The organism is Nannocystis bainbridge, from assembly GCF_028368995.1.
GTDB lineage: Bacteria > Myxococcota_A > Polyangia > Nannocystales > Nannocystaceae > Nannocystis > Nannocystis bainbridge.
The window spans coordinates 129079-151049 of sequence record NZ_JAQNDL010000005.1; the positions used below are offsets into that span (position 1 = coordinate 129079).

General features: G+C 72.4%; 15 protein-coding genes. 4 read left to right on the forward strand and 11 right to left on the reverse strand.

Features of this window, described 5'->3' with window-relative positions:
• Positions 1-57: 57 nt before the first annotated feature.
• Entirely contained in the window at positions 58-498 is a 441-nt protein-coding gene (locus POL25_RS40885; protein WP_272091854.1) for a hypothetical protein, read from the forward strand.
• Positions 499-535: 37 nt separating this feature from the next.
• Here the strand turns inward: POL25_RS40885 and POL25_RS40890 are convergent, their stop codons facing one another.
• From POL25_RS40890 to POL25_RS40910, 5 genes are all read right to left on the reverse strand, one after another.
• A complete protein-coding gene (locus POL25_RS40890) occupies positions 536-1549 on the reverse strand; it encodes a radical SAM protein (protein ID WP_272091855.1) in 1014 nt (337 codons plus the stop codon).
• A gap of 209 nt (positions 1550-1758) precedes the next feature.
• Positions 1759-2619: a UbiA family prenyltransferase gene (locus POL25_RS40895; protein ID WP_272091856.1), complete on the reverse strand. Its 861-nt coding sequence runs from the start codon at positions 2617-2619 to the stop codon at positions 1759-1761.
• A 52-nt stretch (positions 2620-2671) separates the two neighbouring features.
• Positions 2672-3715 (reverse strand): MYXO-CTERM sorting domain-containing protein, encoded by a 1044-nt coding sequence (locus POL25_RS40900; RefSeq protein ID WP_272092314.1) that lies wholly within the window; start codon positions 3713-3715, stop codon positions 2672-2674.
• A 44-nt stretch (positions 3716-3759) separates the two neighbouring features.
• Positions 3760-4995, reverse strand: a complete 1236-nt coding sequence (locus POL25_RS40905) for a hypothetical protein (protein ID WP_272091857.1) — start codon at positions 4993-4995, stop codon at positions 3760-3762.
• 117 nt (positions 4996-5112) lie between these two features.
• Positions 5113-6726, reverse strand: a complete 1614-nt coding sequence (locus POL25_RS40910; protein WP_272091858.1) for a vWA domain-containing protein — start codon at positions 6724-6726, stop codon at positions 5113-5115.
• Between the two features lie 585 nt (positions 6727-7311).
• Between POL25_RS40910 and POL25_RS40915 the strand changes: the two genes are divergently transcribed.
• A complete protein-coding gene (locus tag POL25_RS40915) occupies positions 7312-8619 on the forward strand; it encodes a glycosyltransferase family 4 protein (protein ID WP_272091859.1) in 1308 nt (435 codons plus the stop codon).
• Positions 8616-9137, forward strand: coding sequence for a low affinity iron permease family protein (locus POL25_RS40920; protein ID WP_272091860.1), 522 nt, complete (start codon positions 8616-8618; stop codon positions 9135-9137). The genes POL25_RS40915 and POL25_RS40920 overlap by 4 nt, the downstream gene beginning before the upstream one ends.
• A gap of 216 nt (positions 9138-9353) precedes the next feature.
• On the opposite strand, the gene icd is transcribed toward POL25_RS40920, so the two are convergent.
• From icd to POL25_RS40940, 4 genes are all read right to left on the reverse strand, one after another.
• Positions 9354-10583 (reverse strand): NADP-dependent isocitrate dehydrogenase, encoded by a 1230-nt coding sequence (gene icd, locus POL25_RS40925; RefSeq protein WP_373372147.1) that lies wholly within the window; start codon positions 10581-10583, stop codon positions 9354-9356.
• A 136-nt stretch (positions 10584-10719) separates the two neighbouring features.
• The gene (locus tag POL25_RS40930; RefSeq protein WP_272091862.1) at positions 10720-14904 is read right to left on the reverse strand and encodes a VIT domain-containing protein; all 4185 of its coding nucleotides are present in this window, start codon (positions 14902-14904) and stop codon (positions 10720-10722) included.
• Positions 14905-15008: 104 nt separating this feature from the next.
• Positions 15009-15644 (reverse strand): uridine kinase, encoded by a 636-nt coding sequence (udk, locus tag POL25_RS40935; RefSeq protein ID WP_272091863.1) that lies wholly within the window; start codon positions 15642-15644, stop codon positions 15009-15011.
• 427 nt (positions 15645-16071) lie between these two features.
• Entirely contained in the window at positions 16072-17418 is a 1347-nt protein-coding gene (locus POL25_RS40940; RefSeq protein ID WP_272091864.1) for a sigma-54-dependent transcriptional regulator, read from the reverse strand.
• A gap of 209 nt (positions 17419-17627) precedes the next feature.
• On the opposite strand from POL25_RS40940, the gene POL25_RS40945 reads away from it, so the two are divergent.
• The gene (locus POL25_RS40945) at positions 17628-18752 is read left to right on the forward strand and encodes a sensor histidine kinase (RefSeq protein ID WP_272091865.1); all 1125 of its coding nucleotides are present in this window, start codon (positions 17628-17630) and stop codon (positions 18750-18752) included.
• 123 nt (positions 18753-18875) lie between these two features.
• On the opposite strand, the gene POL25_RS40950 is transcribed toward POL25_RS40945, so the two are convergent.
• Both POL25_RS40950 and POL25_RS44780 read right to left on the reverse strand, forming a co-directional pair.
• A complete protein-coding gene (locus POL25_RS40950) occupies positions 18876-19520 on the reverse strand; it encodes a c-type cytochrome (RefSeq protein ID WP_272091866.1) in 645 nt (214 codons plus the stop codon).
• Positions 19521-19800: 280 nt separating this feature from the next.
• Positions 19801-21189, reverse strand: coding sequence for an OmpA family protein (locus tag POL25_RS44780; protein WP_272091867.1), 1389 nt, complete (start codon positions 21187-21189; stop codon positions 19801-19803).
• Positions 21190-21971: the final 782 nt, after the last annotated feature.

The window sequence follows — 21971 nt, forward strand, 5'->3', positions numbered from 1 at the left end:
AAACCGCGAAAACCCGCTGGCACGTCTGCTGCAACCGAGGCCCCCCAGGTGTCCCCGGTGTCTCAGCGCCTCGTCCGCCCCCTCCTCGATGGCCTCAGCCTGCTCGTGTTCCTGTTCGCCGTGACGTGCGCCGTGCGCCACATGCTCGGCCCCGGATGCAGCGGCGGCGCCTGCCTCGACAGCGCGCGCGACGAGCTGCAGCACTCGGCCGCGCTGCTGCGGCAACAGGCCCACCTCGACCTCGACGGCCTGCAGGCCAGCCTGGCCCACCCCGACGCGCTCACCGACCTGCGCGTGCCTGGCCGCCGCGGCCGCCTCGAGCCGCTCGACCCCTGGCAGCGCCCCCTCGTGCTCCGCCCGCTCGACGGCGAGTGGCTGCTGGAGCTGCGCTCGCGCGGTCAGGACGGCCGCCTCGACACCGACGACGACCTCTATTTCCGCATGACCCCCGCCGGCCAGGCGGAATTCGACCCCGGGACCGCGCAGCACCTGCCCTGAAGGCCAGGTCATGGATCCGGCGGCCTCGACCGCCCGATCAGCCCGAACGCCCGGGCGCCCCGTCGCCGCGCCGCAGCGCCGCCGCGATCGCCTGCGGGTCGAGGCGAAAGATCAGGTCCGTCTCCACGTACGGGCTGATCGCGCAGCCATCTCCGCCGCGCGGGTGCGGCATCTCGAAGAACGCGCGGGCGAACCCGACCTCGCGGCCGTTGAGGTAGCTACCTGTCCCCGAGGTCAGGTGGCACGGCACCACCCATCCCTCGGGCATCACCGTGGCGAAGTAGCGCCCCGCGTGACAGGCGGCGCAGTCGTGGAAGCGCGGGGCCCGGCGCAACCTGCTCAAAAAGCCAGGTGATGCCCCGAGCGGCAGCCCGCGCGCGCGCAGGCGCTCGAGCCGGTCGGCCACCTCGGCCAGCACCGCCGGCGTCAGGGCCGGGTGCAGCCCCGCCGCGGCGTCGAAGCACTCCTCGTGGGCCGGCTGGAAATACGCCCACACCCCGAGCGACCCGGCCAGCTCCGCGATCTCCTCGATCCGCCCGACGTTCCACGGCCCCACCACCGTGATCGTCGCCACCGACATGCCGAGCCCGCGCGCCTGCTCGATCGCCGCGATCACCCGCGCGTACGAGCCCGGCCGCCGGCGCACCAGGTCGTGCACCGGCTCGGGCCCGTCGAGCGACAGCACCACCATGTCGAGGATGCCCGACATGTCCTTCAGGACATTGCCCGTGCGCCAGCCGTTGGTGTTCATCGAAGTGAAGCACCCGACCCGCTTGGCGTGGCCGATGATCCGCGGCGCGTCGCGGCGCAGCAGGACCTCGCCGCCGGAGAAGCTGGCCCGCGCCATGCCGGCCGCCCGCAGTTGATCGATGGCGCCGCAGAACTCGGCGTCGGTCATCTCGTAAGCAGCGCGCTCGGGGATCTCGCAGTACTCGCAACGAAAGTTGCAACGATGGGTGAGGATGAAGGTGACGCTGAACGGCAGCGCCCGCCCGACCACCCGCGCCGCCCCCAGCCGCACCAGGTCGCGCGCCTTGGCCAGCGCCGTCACGCCGCGCCTCCCTGCATCCGCGTCCGCGTCTGCCCCGGCCGCATAAGGTCGCGCCCCGTCACGCCGCCCCTCCCGACTGCACCGCCCCGCGTCGCAGCCGCTTACGCGCCCGCTCCAGGTCGCGCCCCGTCATGCCGCCCCTCCCGACTGCACCGCCCCGCGTCGCAGCCGCTTAGGCGCCCGCTCCGGCCGCGCCAGGTCGTGCACCGTCACGCCGCCCCTCCCGGCGCCAGCGCGTAGATCACGGCCCCCGTCGCCAGCGCCAGCGCCCGGTGCCGCCGCCGCGCCGCCGCCGGATCGACCTGTCCGATCAGCCATGCCCCGAAGACCAGGCCCGCCGCCCCGCACAGGGCCGCCCACGGGCCCAGCAGCAACGCCGCGGCCGCCGAACCCGCCAGCGCCAGCCAGCGCCCGGCCGCAGCCACGCCCGCGGGGCCCAGCCACTGCGCCGTCGTGAACACGCGCGCGCGCCGGTCCTCGGCCTCGTCGGCGCGCTCGTGGACCAGCTGGTTCTGCAGCAGCAGCGCCGTGAACACCAGCGACATGCCCCAAAAGCCAGGTGACCGCGGGGTCCCGACCAGCCCCAGCAGCGGCGCGAAGATGGCGACGTTGGCCAGCGTGCCGAGCCCCGGCAGCCGCTTGAGCCGCGGCCCGAGGCTGTACAGCGCCCCGGTCGTCAGGCTCACCGCCGCCGGCCCCAGCCCGCCGCTCTGCCCCGCGACCACCAGCGCCAGCAGCCCGCACGCCAGCGCCGGCACCACCGCCGCGCCGCCGACCTGCGCGCCGACCAGCGGGTTCTTGCCGCGCCCGTCGCTGCCGCGGTCGCCGTAGGCGTTGAGCCCGTAGGCGCTGGCCAGACACAGCGCGCCGGCGACGCAGGCCCAAAGGACAGGTCCCATCGAACATGTCCCCGAGAACATGTCCTGAAGCGGCGCCCCGGCCAGCGGCAGCGGCACGAAGTGGGCCCACTGGCGCGCCCGCAGGGCCCGCAGCCCGAGCCTCACCCCGGCCCACGCAGGCGGCCTCGCATGGCCGGCGCGGCCGTCCCGGAGGCGCTCGGAGGTGGTCACGCCCGTCGACGATACCCCGCGAGCTCCCCAGGGTCCACGCCGCGTCACCGCGTCACCCCGACCGCGGACGGCGCGGCAAGTCACGCGATCGACCTCGTCGCCGCCGCCACCCGATCCCGAGCCCCAACAGCGCCAGCGAGCCCCACGCGGGCCCGTCCTCGCCGATCCGGCAGCCCTTCTCATCCCCGGCCGGCGTCTCGCCGAACGGCGTGCCGTCCTCGTGCACCGGCGGCGTCAGGCACCCCCACAGCTCGACCTCCTCCGCCGTCACTTCCTCGATGCGCACCCGCGGCTCGCCGACCTCGTCGCGCCCGAAGCAGCGCGGCGGGCTCGCCACGGATGTCCCATCGACCAGGTCGGTCGCTCCGACGGTCACGCAGTATTCCGCCTGCGCCGCCGCGAACGGCACCAGCCATTCCCCATGATGGCGGCCGAACATCTGCGACCGCGCGCCCGCGATCGGCTGCCCCTCCGCGTCGAGGGCCTGGGCCCACACCACGCTGTTGCCGGCCCGGGCCTCCGGCAGCGCCTCGAGCCCGATCGCCAGCGCCGGCAGCAGCTCGGTCTCGGCCGCCTTGCAGATCGACATCCCGCCGCAGCTGTCCGGCTCGCGCTCGCAGCAGACATGGTCGCGGCGAGCGCCCTGCGCCTCCGCGGCCGCGAACGACGCGATCGTCGGCGTCGCCAGCGGCGCCAGCGGCTCGGCCTCGACGACCACCGGGAACGTCACCTCCTGCGTCCCCGACTCGACCGATTCGACGATCGCGGTCGCCTGGTACTGCCCCGCCACCAGCGGCTCGGCCGGCCGCGCCACCACGACCACCGTCCACAGCGGCGCGCCGAGGTACACCTCTGCCTGCAGCGGCACCAGCTCGATCGTCGTGGCGATCGCCAGCCCGTCGCGCTCCAGCGTCACGCTCGCCGACGCCGCCGCGTCCGTCAGCTCCGTGGCGAACACGCTGCCGTACAGCGCGACGACCCCGCCCGGCGCCGTGACGAGCCGCTCGGGCGGGTTCGACAGCTCCCACACCTCGAGCCCGAGGCCCGGCGAACTCGTCGAGCAGGCGTCGGCCCGGCCCGGCGCCAGCGCCATCACGAGTCCCAAGAGACATGTCCCTAAAAACCTGTCCTGAAGTCTCATCACGCCCGCCTCCGCCGCCGTCGTCCGGCGAGTAACAGCCCGATCAGCGCCGGCGCGCCGCCCGACGTCACCGCGCAGCCCGCCTCGCTGTCCTCGACCTCGACCGCGGTCACCGTCGCCTGTAGCGACCAGTCGACCCTGTCGCGCCGGAACGCCAGCGCCTCACTGAAGCGGTCGGGCGCCCCGGCCAGCTCCCCCGCCCACAACCAGCCGTCGGTCAACGCCAGCGACACGCCGAAGTAGTCCGGCGACTCGTGTCCGACCTGCCCCGCGACCTTCCACGTCCCTCCCTCGCGGTGAAGGAAGCGGACGCGCGCCGGATCGCTGTCGTCGTCGGGGTCCTGGTGGAGCGAGATCGCGATCGCCGCCCACTCACCGAACAGGGCGTGTGCGCGCCAGTAGCTGGCGTCGGTGAACGCCTCGATCGTCTGCGGCGCCGACCACCCGTCGGCCGTCCGCGAATAAAGCCGCATCAACCCCTGCGGCGGCTCGATCGCCAGCAGCGTCGCGCCGTCGAACGCGTAGGCGTCGAGCTGCCCGTACTCGGGGACCGCGTAGGGCAGCACGCCCTCGAGCTGCCACGCCGTCCCCGCGCGCACCCACGTCTCGAACCCGTCCGGCGTCGGCGCCACCAGCACGCCGCGCGCCATCTGGAACGTCTCGCCGAATTGCCGCCGCGAGCCTGGCGCCCCGGCCAGGACCTGGCGGGCGACGATACCGGCGTCTGTCTTCTGGAACATGTGGATCTCGCCCGGATCCACCGCTCCGCCGCGCATCACGTACGGCGTGCCGACGGCGACCCATCCGTCGTCGACGGCGACCCGCGAGAAGTCGTAATCCTCGGCGCCCTCCGGCGGCCTCAGCTCCGCCAGCTCGGTCCACCCGGCCGCGCTGCGGCCGAACACCCACGCCTGCTCCGCGCCGTCCGAGTCGGCCCTGGCGACCGCCAGCAGGTCGCCCGCGAGCGCGACGCGGGTCCCGAACTCGGCCCTGAACTGCGGCGCGCGCGGCGTCACCCGCTGTTCGAAGCGCCATGTCCCTTCGACCAGGTGGTAGATGTCGACCGCGCCGCCGTCGAATCGCGCGGCGTTGCTGAGCGGCGCGGCGATCGCCACCCGCTCGCCGTCGGCCGCGAGCTCGAGCCCGAAGTCGTCGCCGAGCTCCCCGGCGCGCGCGACCGCGGGCGCGACGAGCAGCGCGGCGACGACGAGACACCCCGATCGATACGAGCGCATCGTCGCCACAGTATCACGCGGGCCGCGGGCTTTCGCCGACGCGGCCGTGCCAGCGACGGCCCGTGCGAACGTCGTGCACCCGCCTCGCCGGCCCCGGCATGCCCCACCCCTGGCTCACTAGCACTCCTCGGCCGCGTCGCTCAGGCAGGTCGCGGTGTACGTCGCTCCGCGCACGCGCGGGCCGGCGCGCCGCAGCTTGAACTCGACGTTGGTGTCGCGGTTGTCGCACGGCACCGTCTGCGCGCCGCTGTCCGGATCGTGAACGGCGGTCATGTCGTCACGCGTGCTCGGCGTCAGGCCGCGCGGGTCGGTGAGCACGATGGTGCACACGGAGCTGCCCTCGGGGACCGCCCAGTCGTCCTCGCCGACCGGGAGGCACGGCGGCAGGTCGATGACCTCGTCGTCGACGCGCTGCTGGATCTTGCAGTCGGCGTCGAGCGCCTCGGTCTCGAGGTCGCGGTCGGCGACCATCGTCGTGCCGCACACCGGCCGGAACGCCTTTTCGATCCGCCGGGCGATGCCCTCGAGCGCCGGCGTGTAGTCGTCCTCGCAGATCGAGTAGAGGTTGCGCGCCTCGCCCGCGAACGCCTCCGCGACGGCCCGCTCGCGCACCGGTGGCACCGCCGTGCTGCCGCTGCCGTCGCTGCTGTTGACGCAGCCGGGGGCGATGCCGAAGTTCCGGTCCTGCTCCGAGCCGACCTCAGCCTCGGCGTACGGGATCTCGATCTCGCCGTCCTGATAGCCCGCGGGCACGCCGGCGATCAGGGAGACGAGGACTTCGCGGCTCGGATCGATCAACTGCTTGTCGGCCCGGATCTTCTCCAGCAGGTCGACGTAGCGCGAGATCGGCCGCAGCACCGCGTCGGCGTCGGCGGCCCCGGGCTCACCGTCGATGCCGAAGTTGGCGGGCTCGCAGCCGGCGTAGACCGGCCCCGGCCCGCTGCACTGGACCCCGGCGTTCCAGCAGGTCGCGCTGGTCGGCGACAGCCCGCTCGGGTCCTCCCAGAAGGTCTTGTCGGCGATGAAGATGTCCTTGAAGGCAGGTTCATACGAGCAGTCGGTCTCGTCGGTGACCAGCACCACCGACAACAACGCGTTGTCGCGCATGAACCCGTAGTGGTCCTCGCCGGGCGCCAGCGCCTTCTTCAGCGCCAGGTACATCGACTCGAGCGGCTGCTCGTGACCGCAGCCGTCGATGCCCTGCGGCCCGAAACAGGCGAACGCGTCGGCCACCTCGACCCCGGCTGGCAAGTTGCTGACGTCGTCGATCTTCTCGATCCACGGCCGCGCGCGCCGCTCGGGGTCGAGGTCGGTCGCCGTCGGCGTGATCGCCAGCGCGTCGCCGCCGAGCTTGCACACGTCGGTGCACGCGAACGCGGCGTCGACATCGCCGAACTGGAACGCCCCCTCGCCGAGCCGATCGAGGCAGCTGCGCAGCACCAGGTCGCCGCCCTCCGGCGTGGTCACGGCCGCCTCGCAGCGCGGGTTGCCGCTGTCGGTGGTGGTCACGCCGATGCGATAGTGGGCGCCCATCTCGTCGAGCCGGCGGGCGAACGCCTCGAAGTTGCGCGCCAGCCGAGCCTGCTCCTCGGCCATCGAGCCCGAGTTGTCGATGACGAACAGGATGTCGACGTCGCCGCCCTCGTCGAGCGGGATCCGGACCTCGTTGTTCTCGGTCTTGCAGAGCTCGACCCCCACCACCGGGTGCTCGAGGCAAGCAGTGAGGGCCACGGATACGAGAGGAAGCAGGGCTGCGCGCGACTTCATGGCTCCCCTCCGCTGCAAGCCGGTGGCCGCGTTGATCTTTCTCAGGAAATCGCGACGGGCGGGCCGCCCTCCGTCAACTCGATTGGCCAACTTGATTGCGAAGACAACTCTATTGACATACTGGGGCTTGGAGACCTCACTTTCTAATTCCCGCGATTCTGCGCCTAAATACAGACTATGAAACAAACGCTCGTGCGATTCGACAACTTGGATGACACCGGCATCCACCTGCAGACCGCTCGAAACCGCTCTTATATAAGATATAAGCCAACAGACGAGCCCATCGTTGCGGCCCCGCGCCCACACTCGACCTGTCCCCAAGGACATATTCATCCCGTTCACCGCGCCGGGGAGCCGCTGTCTCAGTCCCGGCTGCTCCGACTCGCCCTCGCTCGCCCGCCGCCCACTCCGACCGTCGCCACCTCGGAGCGCACCGCCCTCGCTCGCCCGTCCGCCGCCCTCGCCACTCCGGCCGTGGCCACCTCGGAGCGCACCGCCCCGCTCCCTCTTCGGCCGCCTCGCCGACCACACCCGGCCGCCGGCCGCCTCGTGCTCGACCCCGCCTGCGCTCGCCTGCGGCCTCGCCCGTCGATCTGCTACGATCGCCGCGACGTGCGGCTCGCCTACCTCTCGCACTACTTCCCGCCCGAGTCCAACGCTCCGGCCGCGCGTGTCCACGAGCTCTCGCGCGCGCTCGTGCGGGCCGGGCACGAGGTCCACGTCGTCACCGGCCAGCCCAACCACCCGCACGGCAAGATCTATCCCGGCTACCGCGCCGCCGAGTACCGACGCGAGCGCGTCGACGGCATCGAGGTCCACCGCGTGCCCACGCTCCCGGCCGCCAGCCGCGGCGTCCTGCAACGTGGCCTCGGGTACATGTCCCTTCCGACATCCCAGGTCGCCTTCGGGGCCGCGCGCCTGCCCGCCGTCGACCTCGTGCTGGCCACCTCGCCGCAGATCCTCACCGGCGTCGCCGGGCTCGCGCTGGCCCGCCTGCGCCGGGTCCCGTTCGTGCTCGAGGTGCGCGACCTGTGGCCTGACGGCATCGTCGCCGTCGGCGCGCTGAAGCCCGGCCACCCGATCGTGCGCGCCCTCGAGGTCGTCGAGCGCGGCCTCTACCGCGGCGCGGCCGGCGTCGTCTCGGTCACCGACAGCTTCGTCGATCACTTCGTCGCCCGCGGCGTCCCGCGCGAGCGCGTCGCCGTGGTCAAGAACGGCATCGACACCGCCCTGTTCGCCGCCGACGCCGCCCCGGCCCCGCTGCGGGCCCAGCTCGGGATCCCCGCCGACGCGCTGCTGCTGCTCTACTGCGGCACGGTCGGCATGGCCCAGGACGTCGGTCTGCTGGCCCGCGCCGCCGCGCTCGCCGGCCCCGCCGACGACCTCCACGTCGTCGTCGTCGGCCACGGCGTCGGCCTCCAGGCCCTGGTCGACGAGGTCGCCGCGCTCGGCGTCGGCGCTCGCTTCCACATCCTCCCGTCGGTGCCGCGGCGCGACGTCCCGGGCCTCATCGCCGCCGCCGACGTCAGCGCGGTGATCCTGCGCGACGAGCCGACCTTCGCCCGCTACCTGCCCTCGAAGATCTTCGAGGCCATGGCGATGCGCCAGCCGATCCTGCTCGGGGTCCGCGGCGAGGCCCAGCGCCTGGTCGAAGGGTCAGGTGCGGGCCTGGCCTTCACGCCCGGCGATCCGGCCGACGCGCTGGCCAAGCTGCGCACGTTCGCGGCGCTCGGTCGCGACGGTCGCGCGCGCATGGGCGAGGCCGCTCGCGCCCACGTGCTCGCGCATCACGACCGCGACCGCCAGGCCGACGACCTGGCCCGCTTCCTCGCGGGCATCGTCAGGAGCGGCGCATGACCCATCCGCATCGCCCACGCAGCAGCCTCGGGCGCTCGCTCGAGCGGGGCTCGGGCTACATCACCCGCTGGTCGGGCAGCTCGTGGGCGTTCGCGCTGGCGGTCCTGACGATCGCCCTCTGGCTGGTGACGGGTCCGCTGTTCGGCTTCTCCGACACCTGGCAGCTCGTCATCAACACCGGCACCACCGTGGTCACCTTCTTGATGGTGTTCCTGATCCAGCGGGCCCAAAACAAGGAGTCGCTGGCGGTGCAGCTCAAGCTCAACGAGATCGTGGCCGCGCTCGAGGGCGCCTCGAACCGCCTGATCGACATCGAGAACCTGTCCGAGGCCGAGCTCGGCGTCATCCATCGCCACTATCACACGCTGGCCGAGATCGCGAAGCACGAGAGCGACATCCGCCGCTCGCACTCGATCGAGGAGGCCCGCCACCGCAGCCGCGCCGGCCACAAGTCGCACCCGCGCGCCAGCCACGGGCCGCCCGAGGCCGGCGACGCCTGCGAGCCGCGGAAGCCCTGACGGGTCGCGCTCGCACCTGTCCCGAGAGACAGCCGCCAGGCCGGTCCCCGCGCGAGGCACATGTCCCGGAAGACAGCTCGCTCCGCGCCGACGCCGTGGCGCTCGCACATGTCCCGCGGGACAGCCTCACCTACCGCCCGGCCGACCCAATGAGTTCGCCCCCGGAGGCGCTCGCTCGGAGCTCCCGCGGGGGCGTGCGTCGCCGCGGCGACGGGCTCAGGCGGCCGACTTCGGCGCGTCCTGGATGTGCTTGATGATCTCGTCGCCGAACTCGCTGCACTTCTTCAGCGTCGCGCCCTCCATCATGCGATGGAAGTCGTACGTCACCGTCTTGGCCGCGATCGCGCGCTCGACCCCGAGGATGATCAGGTCGGCCGCCTCGTCCCAGCCCATGTAGCGGAACATCATCTCGCCCGAGAGGATGACCGAGCCGGGGTTGACCTTGTCCTGGCCGGCATACTTCGGCGCGGTGCCGTGGGTCGCCTCGAAGATCGCGTGGCCGCTGACGTAGTTGATGTTGCCGCCCGGCGCGATGCCGATGCCGCCGACCTGGGCCGCGAGCGCGTCGGAGATGTAGTCGCCGTTCAGGTTGAGCGTGGCGACCACCGAGTACTCGTCGGGGCGGGTCAGGATCTGCTGCAGGAACGCGTCGGCGATCGCGTCCTTGATCACCAGCTTGTGGTCGCCGCGCTGGATCACCTGCCAGGGCCCGCCGTCGAGGTCGACCGCGCCGTACTCCTTGCGGGCCAGGGCGTAGCCCCAGTCGCGGAAGCCGCCCTCGGTGAACTTCATGATGTTGCCCTTGTGGACCAGCGTGACGCTCGGCAGCTTGTACTGCAGCGCGTGGTTGATGGCCGCGCGGACGAGGCGCTCGGTGCCCTCGATCGAGACCGGCTTGATGCCGAAGCCGGCCGTGTCGGGGAAGCGGACCTTCTTGTAGAGGGCCGGGAACGCCTCCGAGAACAGCTTCTTGAACTTCTCGTTGTCCTCGGTGCCCTGCTGGAATTCGATGCCCGCGTAGATGTCCTCGGTGTTCTCGCGGAAGATGACCATGTCGGTCGCCTCGGGCCGCTTGACCGGCGACGGCACGCCGGTGAAGTAACGGACCGGGCGCAGGCAGGTGTAGAGGTCGAGGATCTGCCGCAGCGCGACGTTGAGGCTGCGGATGCCGCCGCCGACCGGCGTGGTCAGCGGGCCCTTGATGCCGACGAGGTAGTCGCGGAACAGGTCGAGGGTCTCTTGCGGCAGCCAGTTGCCGGTCTGCTTGAACGCCTTCTCGCCGGCCAGCACCTCGCGCCAGGCGATGCTGCGCTTGCCGCCGTAGGCCCGCGCCACCGCGGCATCGAACACGCGCACCGAGGCGGCCCAGATGTCGGCCCCGATGCCGTCACCCTCGATGAACGGGATGATCGGTTGGTCGGGGACCTGCAGGCCCTTGTCGTTCATTTTGATCGCTTCAGCCATCGCCCTGTCGCTTTCCGTGAGGTGTCCTGGCCAAATAGGCCGGTGGCGCGGTTCGCCGCGGACCGGGGGTATACCACGGCCCCCCGCCCGTCCTGCCCGCGCCCGCGTGCGACCGTGCTCACCCGCCGCCGGCCACCGCGGGCGCTGCGGCATCTCCGGCGGCGATCTGGCCGCTCTCACGCTCGACCCTGAACGCCTTGCCGTCGAAATGGACGGTGATTCTTTCGTAGCTCACCGGCCTGCCGAGGGTGTGGCCCTGGTGACGGACCTGCAACGAAGGCCCGCCACCCGCCGGCAGCTGGACCGCGAACAGCCCGGTGATCCCGGCGTCGGCGACGTCGCCCGCGAGCGGCGCCGTCGGATCGGCGGTGAGCGCGAGCCGCACGCCGAGGTCGTCCCACACGAGGAAGGTCCAGCTCGCGGCCCCCGCGAACAGCTGCAGGCGCCCGAGCTCGCGGGCCACGCTGGCCTCGGGGATCTTCGCGTCGGGCGCGGCGAGCAGCCGGGCCAGCAAGACCGCCGCGTGCAGGCGCGCGAACCGTCGCGGATCGTCGACCCCCGGGCGCCCCTCACCGGCCGCCACTTGTCGCAAGATCCGCAGCCCCTCGTCCACGCGACCCGCCCCCGCCGCCGCGCGCGCGAGCCGGATCGACGCCGTCGGATCGTCGGGCCGGATCGCCACCAGATCCTCGTACTGCCGGTAGGCCCGCTCGAACCACCCGTGACGCAGGAAGATGTCGCCGAGCAGCGCGCGGCTCTGCGGGTTGTCGGCGTCGAACTCGACGATCTCCGAGAAGATCCGCTGCGCCTCGTCGACCTGCGCGTGGGCGACGAACACCTCGCCGATCTGCTGCGCCAGCACCGGCGTCATCAGCCCCTGCTCGCGCAGCAGTCGGCCGCGGGCCAGCGCCTCCTCGAGCTTGCCCTGCTCGCTCAGCAGCTGGATCAGCCGCCGCTCGCCCTGCGGATCGCCGGGGCTGCGCTGCAGCGCCGCCTGCACCATCTGCAGCTTGCGCGTCGCCGCGTCGCCGCCGACCACCAGCTGCAGCTGGCGATCGAGGTCGCTCCAGTCGACCCCCGCGCCGAACATCGCCCGCTCGACCGCGCCGATGAGCCCTTGATCGACGAGCCGGCGCAACAGCCCGCGCGCCAGGTAATTGCGCGCATCGGGCTCGCCGGAGAAGTGCCCGAGCAGCAGGCCGATGTCGGCCTCGGTCGCCGCGCGCTCGTGCAGCAGCTGCAGGAACACCCGCTGATCCTTCCACCCGGTGATCTCGCAGCTGCCGGCCGCGGCCTCGTAGGCGTTGAGCGCCGAGAACATGTCCGAACGGTCAGCCAGCCGCTTCTGCCACAGGATCCGTCGGTGCCCCAGGCTGCGCGCCGCCGCGTCGGAGCACGGCAACTTGAGCCCGCGCGGCACCGGCGAGACCACCGGCGGCGGCGGCGGCGTCTTCGGCCTCGCCGTCGTCCCGTTGCCATCGATGTCGAGCAGGCCGCCGATCGGGTCCGGGCTGGGCGCGTCTTTCTTGCCACCACCCCCGCGCCCCGCCCCCTTGCTCACCGAGGCCGGGCGCCGCGCGTCGTCGGCGACTCGCATCGGCTCCGGCGGCATCTCCTTCACCGGCGACCGCTCGGCCTCTTCGGCCGGCTCCGCGTTGGCGAGCGCCCCGCCCGGGGCCATCGGCGCGGTCGAGGGCGGCGGCGGCTCCGATTTGGTCGGCATCGCCTCACTCTGCGGTTCGGCCGGCTTGCTCGCGGCCACCGCCGCCGGCGTCTCGTTGACGGTCCGCTCCTCCGATCGCGGCGCCGACTCCATGTCGCGGCCGCAGCCGAACGGCGCCGAGGCTGCCGCTGCGATCATGCCGACGACCCGGCTGGTCTTTGATTCCTGTCCCTGAAGCCATGTCGCATCGGCGATCAGCTGCAGCCCGCCGAGCTGCCGCCGGCGCCGCTGGATGCCCTGCTGGGCGTAGGCCGCCTCGCTGTCGAGCGCGAGGAACGAGGTGAACGGGGTCATGAGCCCGTACTCGAGCCCGAGCGCGAGGATCTTGCCGCGCACCGCCTCGAGCCCGCGGCTGTCGCCGAGCAATCGCTCGACGTAGGCCGCGGCCCACAGCTTGGGCACCATGCGATCGAGCGAGCCGCCGGCGTACGTCAGCGGGTACTCCTTGGTGAACGCCTCGCCGCCGAGCCGCCCGGAGATCGTGATCTTGTCGGGCAGGTCGTGGTGCGTGCGCGCCAACATCACCAGCTCCTGCCCGCGCGACAGCTTGCCGCCGGCGCTGACGAACACGTCGTCGAGGCCCTCGCCGAGGCCGAGCTCGAGGTCGGTGATGGTCGGGGTCTTGAGCGCGCCCGACAGCTCGAGCGCGCGCACCACCGCCTGCTCCGGCCCCTCGACGCGCAGCGCCTCGCCGCCGCCGACCCGCGCCAATCGCCCGAGCATCGCCGCGTCGATCTCCGAGCCGACCCCGACGGTGTAGAGCCGCGCGCGCGAGCCCGTCATCGACCGCCGCAGCCGCTCCGCCAGCGCCTCGCCGCTGCGCTCGCCCGACGTCGCCAGGCCGTCGCCGACGTAGACCACCGCCGGCTGCTCGAGCCCGTGCACGCGCGCCAGCGCCTGCTCGAAGATCGCCCCGAGGTCGGTCGCGCCGCCGGCCGCGTGGGCCGCTACCCGCTCGAGCGCCGCGCTGATCGCCTCGGGCGTCGCCTCGGCCAGCCCATCCTCGGGGTACAGCACCTTGGCCGCCACGTCGGCGCTCATCACCGCGAACTTGTCGCCCGCCGACAGGCTGCGCAGCAGCGCCTCCGCCACCGCGAGCTTGGTCTGCTGCTCCGACGGATCGCCGGCCGCCGAGGTGTCGACCACCACCACCACGTCGCCGCGCGGCGCCGGCAATTTCGCCATGTCGAGGTCGGGCGCGAACCGGACCATCACGAAGCTGGCCTGGTCGCCGCCAGCGCTGAAGCGATTGGCGCGCAGCGGCACCCGCGATCGGTCGGGCTTGCGCGTCAGCTCGAGCTCGAAGTCCGCGCGCGGCGTGTAACCCGAGCGGCGCATCGTCACCTGCCGCCCGTCGGTCGACACCCGCGCCTCGCCGAGCGTCGCCAATTCGTAGTCCAGCTCGAGCCCGCGGCGCAGCTGCACCTCGAGCGAGAACTCCTCGATGCTGGCCGCCTCGCGCCCGCGCGGGGCCGCCAGCGGGTAGCTGTAGCGGCGCTTGCCCTCGCTCTCGACCATCAGCTGCTGGTAGCGCAGCACCACCCGCCGCTCGCCCGCCGGCGGCACCGGGTAGATGCGGGCCCGCACCGTGCGCGCGTCGATCCACTCGAGCAGCGCCGGATCGTTGTCACGCCGCACCGCCGCCTCGTAGGTCGCCGCCGCCTGCTTGCGCTCGACGATCTCGCCCTCGACGAGCTGCCCGTTGGTCTCGAGCGCGAAGCTGACGAGCAGCGCGTCTTCGGGGACCGTGAACCAGTACCAGCCCTCGACCGCCGTGCCCGACGGGTTGAAGAACCGCTGATCGACCAGGGTCTCGGCGATCTCGTCCTCGAGCGCCACCCGCACCGTCTGCCGCTGGATCGACAGCGGCAGCGCCGGCGTGCCCGCGGGCGCCGAGCGGTCGACGGCGTACAGCGCCCCCGAGCCCGCGCCCGCGCGCAGGCCACCGCCCGCGCGATCGCCCATGCCGCCGGTCCAGTCGTCCCAGAACGCCACCGGCTCGACCGTCGGCGCCCCGCCCTGGACCGTCGCCCGCTCGCCCGCCTCGACCTCCGCGCGGCCGCCCGCGGCGCTGACGATCGCCAGCCCCTCGGCGACGTAGACCTGCGCCTGACCTGACTCGAAGGACAGGCTCGCCCCGCCCGCCGACAGCGACACCTCGGCGTCGCCGACGGTGTGGACCACGGCTTTTTGGCCCTCCTCGAGCGGCGGCGCCTCGACCCAGATCTGGCCCTCCTGCAGGGCCACGCCGCCGGCGATCTTGACCTTGGTGCCGTCGCGGAGGAACACCCGCGACCCGTCGCTCAGGCGGATCAGCGCGCGCGCACCGGGCCCGGTGGACAGCTCGGCCGTCTCCGGCAGCGGCGTGCGCGACAGCAGCCGCTCGCTGCCCGACGCGGTCGCCAGCAGCACCTCGCCGGCGGCCAGCTCGAGGTTGGCGCCGAGCCGCTCGGACTGCACCGGCGGCGGCTTCTTCCACGGCTTGACGATCGCCACCGCGGTCGCCGAACCGACCGCCAGCAGCAGCAGACCGAGACCGAGCCAGCGCCGATTACGAGGGGATGCGAAGAGACTCGCCACGGCTGCGCAGGATGGCACGACGCCGCTGACGCCGTCGACCGACAGGCCCGACGCGAACGTCGTTCACCCGGCGTCGATTTTCGCGCCCCGCGGCCCGCCCGGCTTTATCGCGCGTCGCGGCGGCCCTGCTCGATGACGCTGCGCAGCTTCGACACCACCAGATCGAGCGCGACCCGGTTGTCGCCGCCCTCGGGGATGATGAGGTCCGCGCGGCGCTTCGACGGCTCGACGAATTGCAGGTGCATCGGTCGCACGTGGCGGTAGTACTGCTCGCGCACGGCCTCGAAGGTGCGCCCGCGCTGCTCGATGTCGCGGCGGATCCGGCGAAAGATGCGGATGTCCGGATCGGTGTCGACGAACAGCTTGATGTCGAGCTCGTTCCGCAGCCGCTGGTCGACCAGCACCATGATGCCCTCGACGATCACCACCGGCGTCGACTCGACCCACCGCGCCTCGGGCAGCCGGCGGTGCGTCTTGAAGTCGTACGCCGGCACCGCGACGCGACCCCCGGCCTTGAGCGCGATGATGTGCTCGACCAGCAGCTCCGTCTCGAGCGACTCCGGGTGGTCGAAGTTGATGTGACAGCGCTCCTCGTAGGTGAGGTCGGCGCGGTCGCGGTAGTACGCGTCGTGCTCGATGATCACGACGCCTTCGGGCGGGAGAGAGTCGCCGATCTTGCGCGCCACGGTCGTCTTGCCCGAACCGCTGCCGCCGGCGATCCCGATGATCATCGAGCTCATGCGGCGCAACGTAGCACGCCGCGCGCCTTCGCGCTTTCCGCGCATGCGCCCTCGCGCGTGCGGGACCGCCGTGAGCTACCCTCGCGCGGCCCGTCCGCGGGCGTCGCTCCTCGCCGCAGCAAATCGACCACCACGCCCGCGCGACCGCGACATCTCGCGGCGTGGACACCCATCGCTCGTGCCCACGATCACCGGCCCGCCGCCGACCCTCCGGCGGCCTCGACCGCGCGACGCAGCGACGCATCCGCCGAGATCCCGGCGCAGTCTTCGCCGCGTCGCTGCGGGCGGACACATGACCTCCAGGATCCCTCGCCCACGCCCGCCGCGGACCCGCGGGTGACGATCCGAGCCCGCGCCGCCGCGGCGAAAATGACATGTCCGTTCCGACATGCGCCCTCGGACATGCCCCGAACGACAGGATCGACGCTCAGCCGCCGCGGCGCAGCCCGTACTTCTCCATGCGATACGACAGCACATGCCGCGGCACCCGCAGGTACGCCGCGGCCTGCGTGATGTTGCCCCGCTTCAGCGCCAGCACCCGCTCGATCACCCGCTTCTCGAGATCGACCAGCGACAGCCCGTCCTCCGGCAGCGCCGGCAGCCACTCGTCGCCGCCGCCCGCCACCGCCGGGGCCGCGGTCGTGCGCGGCGGCAGATCCTGGGTTCGCAGCACGTCGCCCGCGCACAGGATCACCGCCCGCTCGCACGCGTTCTCGAGCTCGCGCACGTTGCCAGGCCATGGCCGTGAGGACATGTCCGCGAGGACATCCTCCGGGATCTCGACGTCGCGCCCCGCCGCGAAGCGGGCCACGAAGTGACGCACCAGCTGCGGGATGTCGTCGACCCGATCGCGCAGCGGCGGCAGCTCGATCTCCACCACCCGCAGGCGGTACAGCAGATCGCCGCGGAGGTCGCCCGGATCGCGGTTGGTCGCCGCGATCACGCGCACGTCGACCGGCACCGGCACGTCGCTGCCGACCACGTCGATCACCCGCTCCTGCAGCGCGCGCAGCAGCTTGGCCTGCAGCGGCGGCGGCAGCTCGGCCACCTCGTCGAGGAACAGCGTGCCGCCGTCGGCCTGGCGGAACCGGCCGGGACGGTCGCGCAGCGCCCCGCTGAAGGCCCCGCGCACGTGGCCGAACAGCTCCGACTCGAGCAGCTCGGCCGGGATCGCGGCGCAGTTGACGGCCACGAACGGCGCCGCGCCGCGCGAGCTGCGGGCGTGAATCCGCCGCGCGATCAGCTCCTTGCCGGTGCCGCTCTCGCCGGTCACCAGCACCGGCGCGGCCGCCCGGGCCACCCGGTCGGCGAGGTCGAGCACGCGCGCCATCGCCGGCGAACGGCCGACGATCGCCCGCTCCACCCCCGCGACCTGGCGCTGCAGGCTGAGCAGCTCGGCCCGCATGCGCCCGCGCTCGAGCGCCTTGGCCACCGTGAGCAGCAGGTGCTCGCGGTGGAACGGCTTGCCGATGAAGTCGAACGCGCCCGCCTTCATCGCCGCGACCGCGAGGTCGACGTCGCCGTAGGCCGTGATGACCAGCACCGGGGTCTCGGGCGAGCGGGCACGGATCTCCCGCAGCACCTCGAGCCCGCCGACGTTCGGCATCCTGACGTCGGTGATGACCACCGCGTGCCGCTCGGGGTCGAAGCGCCGCAGCCCCTCGGCCCCGTCGCGCGCCCCGTCGACCGCGTAGCCGGCCTTGCGCAGGTTGAACAGCCCGAGCTCGCGCCCCGAGTCGTCGTCCTCGATGAAGAGCAGCTCCTCGCCGGCCATGTCGCCCGTAGCCTAGCCGACCCGGCGCGCGCCCGCCTGCCCCCCACGGCGCCGGCTCACCCGCGGCCTCGCCAGCGGCTCCTCGCGCCTGCCCCGCCGCCCCGGATATTGACTTCGCCGCCCGGCCCGGGGACACCCGAAGACACGTGCCCGCCCCGCCCCCGCCCCGCGCCGCCGACCGCCCGCCCGCCGCGCGTGCCCCTTCGGACATGCCCGATCGGACCGGTCCCGAAGGACCTGTCCTGAGCGACATGCCCGAGGAGCCATCCATGCTGTCGCCGCGCGCCTTCGTCCGCGTGTGGCTGCCGATCGCCGCCTTCACCGCCCTGCACTACGGCACCGGCATGGAGCACGACTGGGCCCACGACGTCCTGCGGCGCATGTACTACCTGCCGATCGTGCTGGCCGCCTTCGACCACGGCCTGCGTGGCGGCCTGCTCGCGGCCGCCGTGTCATCGCTGGTCTACCTGCCGCACGCCTTCTCACTGTCGCCCGGGCACCACCACGACCCCGGCGGCGGGGTCGACAAGGCGCTCGAGGTGCTCCTCTACAACCTCGTCGGCGCGACCGCGGGCCTGCTCGCCGACCGCGAGCGCAGCCGCCGGCGCGAATTACAGCGGGCCCTCGCCGACCAGCGGCGGCTCACCCGCGAGCTCGTGCGCGCCGGTCGGCTCTCGGCCCTCGGCGAGGTCGTCGCCGGCCTCGCCCACGAGATCAAGAACCCGCTGCACGCCCTCGCCGGCACCGCCGAGGTCGTCGGCCCGCTCATCCCGCCCGACGCCGAGGAGCGGCGCATGTGGGACATCCACGTCGCCGAGCTGGGCCGCCTGTCGCGCCTCGCCGAGCGCTTCCTGTCGTTCGCTCGCCCGAGCCCGAGCGAGCTGATCGCCCTCGACCTCCGCCGCGTCGCCGAGCAGGTCGCCGAGCTTTGCGTCGCCGAGGCCCGCGGCAAGCGGGTCGAGGTCGAGCTCGACCTGCCCGAAGCGCCCGTCGCCATCCGCGGCGACCGCGATCAGCTGGCCAGCCTCGGCCTCCACATCGCCGTCAACGCCCTGCGCGCGATCGCCTCGACCGGTCACCCGGGTCGCCTGCGGATCGCCGCCCGCGTCGAAGGTGACCACGCGCTGCTGGTCCTCGACAACGACGGCCCGCCGCTGACCGTCAGCGAGCGCCCGCAGCTGTTCACCCCGTTCTACAGCGGCGACGCCCAGGGCACCGGCCTCGGCCTCGCCATCGCCGCCCGCGTCGCCGATCAGCACGGCGGCAGCGTCGACGCCGAGAACGCCGGCCTCGGCGTCCGCTTCACCCTGCGCCTGCCCCGGCTCGCCGCCTGAAAGCACATGGCGCCCGGGACATGTCCCGCGCGCCATGGGGTACCTGCGATCCGCAGGGTCTGCGGCACAAAAGCACATGGCGCTCGGGACATGTCCCGAGCGCCATGTCGCTGCGCGCCTCGACTACATCTTCTTGACGTAGGCGGCGACCGCGTCGATCTCTTCCTTCGACAGCTTGTCCTTGAACGCCTTCATCTTGGTGCCGTCGACCCCGTCGGCGATCGCCTTGACCACCGCGGCCTTGCTGTGCTTGGACTGCCAGTCCTTCGCGGCCATGTCTGGGATGTTGTTCTTCTTCTGGACCTCGGCGCCCTTGCCGTCGGCCGCGTGGCAGACCTTGCACTTGCCGTCGTAGATCGCCTTGGCGTCGATCTTGGCCGAGGCGTCCTCGGTCTTCTTCGGCTCGGTCTTCTTCGGCTCGGCCTTCTTCGCCTCCGGCGCCTTCGCGTCCGACGCCTTGGCGTCGCCCTCGGGGGCCTTGGCGTCGCCCGCGGGCGGGGTCGCCTCGGCCGCCTTCGCGTCCTCGGCAGCCTTCGCGTCCGCCGCTGCCTTGGCGTCCTCGGCCGCCTTCGCGTCCGCTGCCGCCTTCGCGTCCGCCGCCGCCTTCGCGTCCGTCGCCGCCTTCGCGTCCGCTGCCGCCTTCGCGTCGTCGACCTTGGCCTCGACCTTCTTCTCCTCGGTCTTGGCGCCGCTATCGCAAGCGACCAGCGCCACCGCGGCGCACAGTCCGACGTTGCGGGTGATTCTCAGGACGGTCTTCAGGGTCATGTTCGAACTCCTTATCGGCCCGCGGAGCTGTCGCTAAGGGGCCAGGGCCGCGAATCGTACCGAAGCGTCATGAACGCGACAAGTTACCGTGTGAGGGCGCGAACGCGCCGCCCACGTCACACGCGACCTCGTCGTGCGCGTCGTTGCCCGCACCACGCCCAGACCCCTCGTGCTGCCGGGCGCGCCGCTTCACGATCGCGCGACCCAACGGCGAAGGCCGCCGCGAGCGAGCTCGGGGCGGCCTTCTGCTGCGCATCGACCGGAGGCCGACGCGCGCGGTTCACTGCACGAGGATCGTGAACTCGATGCGGCGGTTCTTGGCGCGACCGGCCGCGGTCTTGTTGGTGTCGACCGGCTCGTCCATGCCCGCGCCGCGCGACTCGATGCGCGCGGTGTCGATGCCGTGCTCGACCAGGTACTCCTTGACGGACGCGGCGCGCTTGCCCGAGAGCGTCTTGTTGTACTCCGGCGAGCCGGTGCTGTCGGTGTGACCCGAGATCTCGATGCGGATCGACGGGAACTCCTTGAGCACCGCGACCGCGCGGTCGAGGACCGGCCGCGACTTCGGCTTGATCGTCGCCTTGTCGAGGTCGAAGTAGATGCCCTTGATGGTGCCGGTGAACTTGGCGAGGGCCGTCGGGATCTCGTCGGGGCAGCCGTCCTCGTCCTGGTAGCCGTTGCGGGTCTCCGGCTGCGTCGGGCACTTGTCGTCCGGATCGAGGATGCCGTCGCCGTCGGTGTCGGGGATCGGGCAACCATCCGGCTCGACGCCCGGATCGTCGGGGCACTTGTCGACGATGTCGAGGAAGCCGTCGCCGTCGCGGTCCTTGAGCGGGCAGCCGTCGGGCGCGACGCCGGGGACATCCGGGCAGGCGTCCTGGCTGTCCATGAAGCCGTCGCCGTCGCGGTCACGCTCGGGACAGCCGTCGGGCGCGATGCCCGGCTCGAACGGACAGGAGTCGGCGTTGTCGAGGAAGCCGTCGCCGTCGCTGTCCTTCTCGGTGGCGGCCGGCTTCTTCTTGCGGTTCAGCGTCAGCGACAGGCCGAGCAGCACCTCGGGGTAGATGACCGCGCCGTTGTCGACGCGGAGGCGGGCCGCGACGACGTTGCGGACGTCGAGGCGCAGCATCGCGTAATGCGAGATGTAGTACTTGACGCCGCCGCCGTAGTGCGTCGACTCGTCGATGTCGTTGCCGAGCGCGCCGGTGGTCCCGATCGCGCCGCCGCCGACGAGCACGAACGGCGTGATGCGCCAGAACGGGATCTGGCCGATGACGTGCGCGCGGAAGTTGAAGAGGATCGCGCGCGTGTCCGCCGAGTCGGTGTTGGTGATGTGGGTCGGCATCACGCCGCCCTCGATCTCACCGCCGAGGAAGCTGAGCGGGTAGTACGCGAAGCGAGCCCCGATCTCCGGCGCGACCCTGCGGTACGGCTTCCAGAACTCCTCGCCGCCCGACTGCAGCGACTGCAGCTGGCGGACCGGGTCGAACAACTCGTGCGCCGAGCCGCCCGGCATGAAGACGCCGCCGAAGATGCCCAGCTCGAACATGTTGCGCTCGGGCCGGCAGCGCCGGATCCACTTGACGCTGGTGTCGTTCTGACACTTGTCGCCCGACTTCTTCGCCTTCTTCCCGCTCGCCCCGCCGCTCGCCTTGGAATCGGTCTTCACACCCGAGGTGTCGGCGGAGATCGAAGCACCCGCCGAGGGCCCTTCGGGCGTCGGCGCCGGGGTCGCCGCGGGCTCGGCTGCAGGCGCCGCCGCTTCGCTGGGCGCCTGAGCCGCGAGCGCGGGCGTCGCTACGAGCCCAGCGACCAGGGCAGCTCCGAGTCGGATTGAAAAGCGATTCATCTGTCGTCTCTCCTCGAGGGAAAACCGGAACACGCCGCGCGACCCGGGCGCGTGTTTGGAGTGGGGGACCGCAAGGTGGTGGGTCGAGTGCTGTACGTCGAGTCGCTCACGCGAAGGAACTGGGGGGACGGGCAACTCACCACGAGGGCTTCGCCCTCGGCTCTGCCGTTTATGGCACACCGAGCCCCCTGCTGTGAACCCACCCTGCGGGCGTCGCAACACCCAAAACAGGGCCGCCGAGTTGTCGCACACAATCGACGAGCACGCGAAAAGGCGGTGAAATCCAGGGCATCGCGACCCCGCCCCGGTCGACCCGGCTGCCGCTCGCCCGGGGCCTCCTGGGGGCTCAGGGACCCCGGTAGACACGGTTCTCCCACGCTTTGCACCGACTTCCCCGACGCGGAGCGAATGGGGACCTGCGCGGACAAACCCCGACCCGAAACTACCAACGCGAACCGCGCCAGACCTTTCGGACAGCTCAGGAAACCGCGGCAAAAGATCGCTCGAGCATCGGCACGCCAACCCACGGACGAAAGCCGTAAATTGCCCCGGCCAGCCCGCGGGACAGCGGCCCGCTCGGCCGTCCAGCCCACGGGCCATGT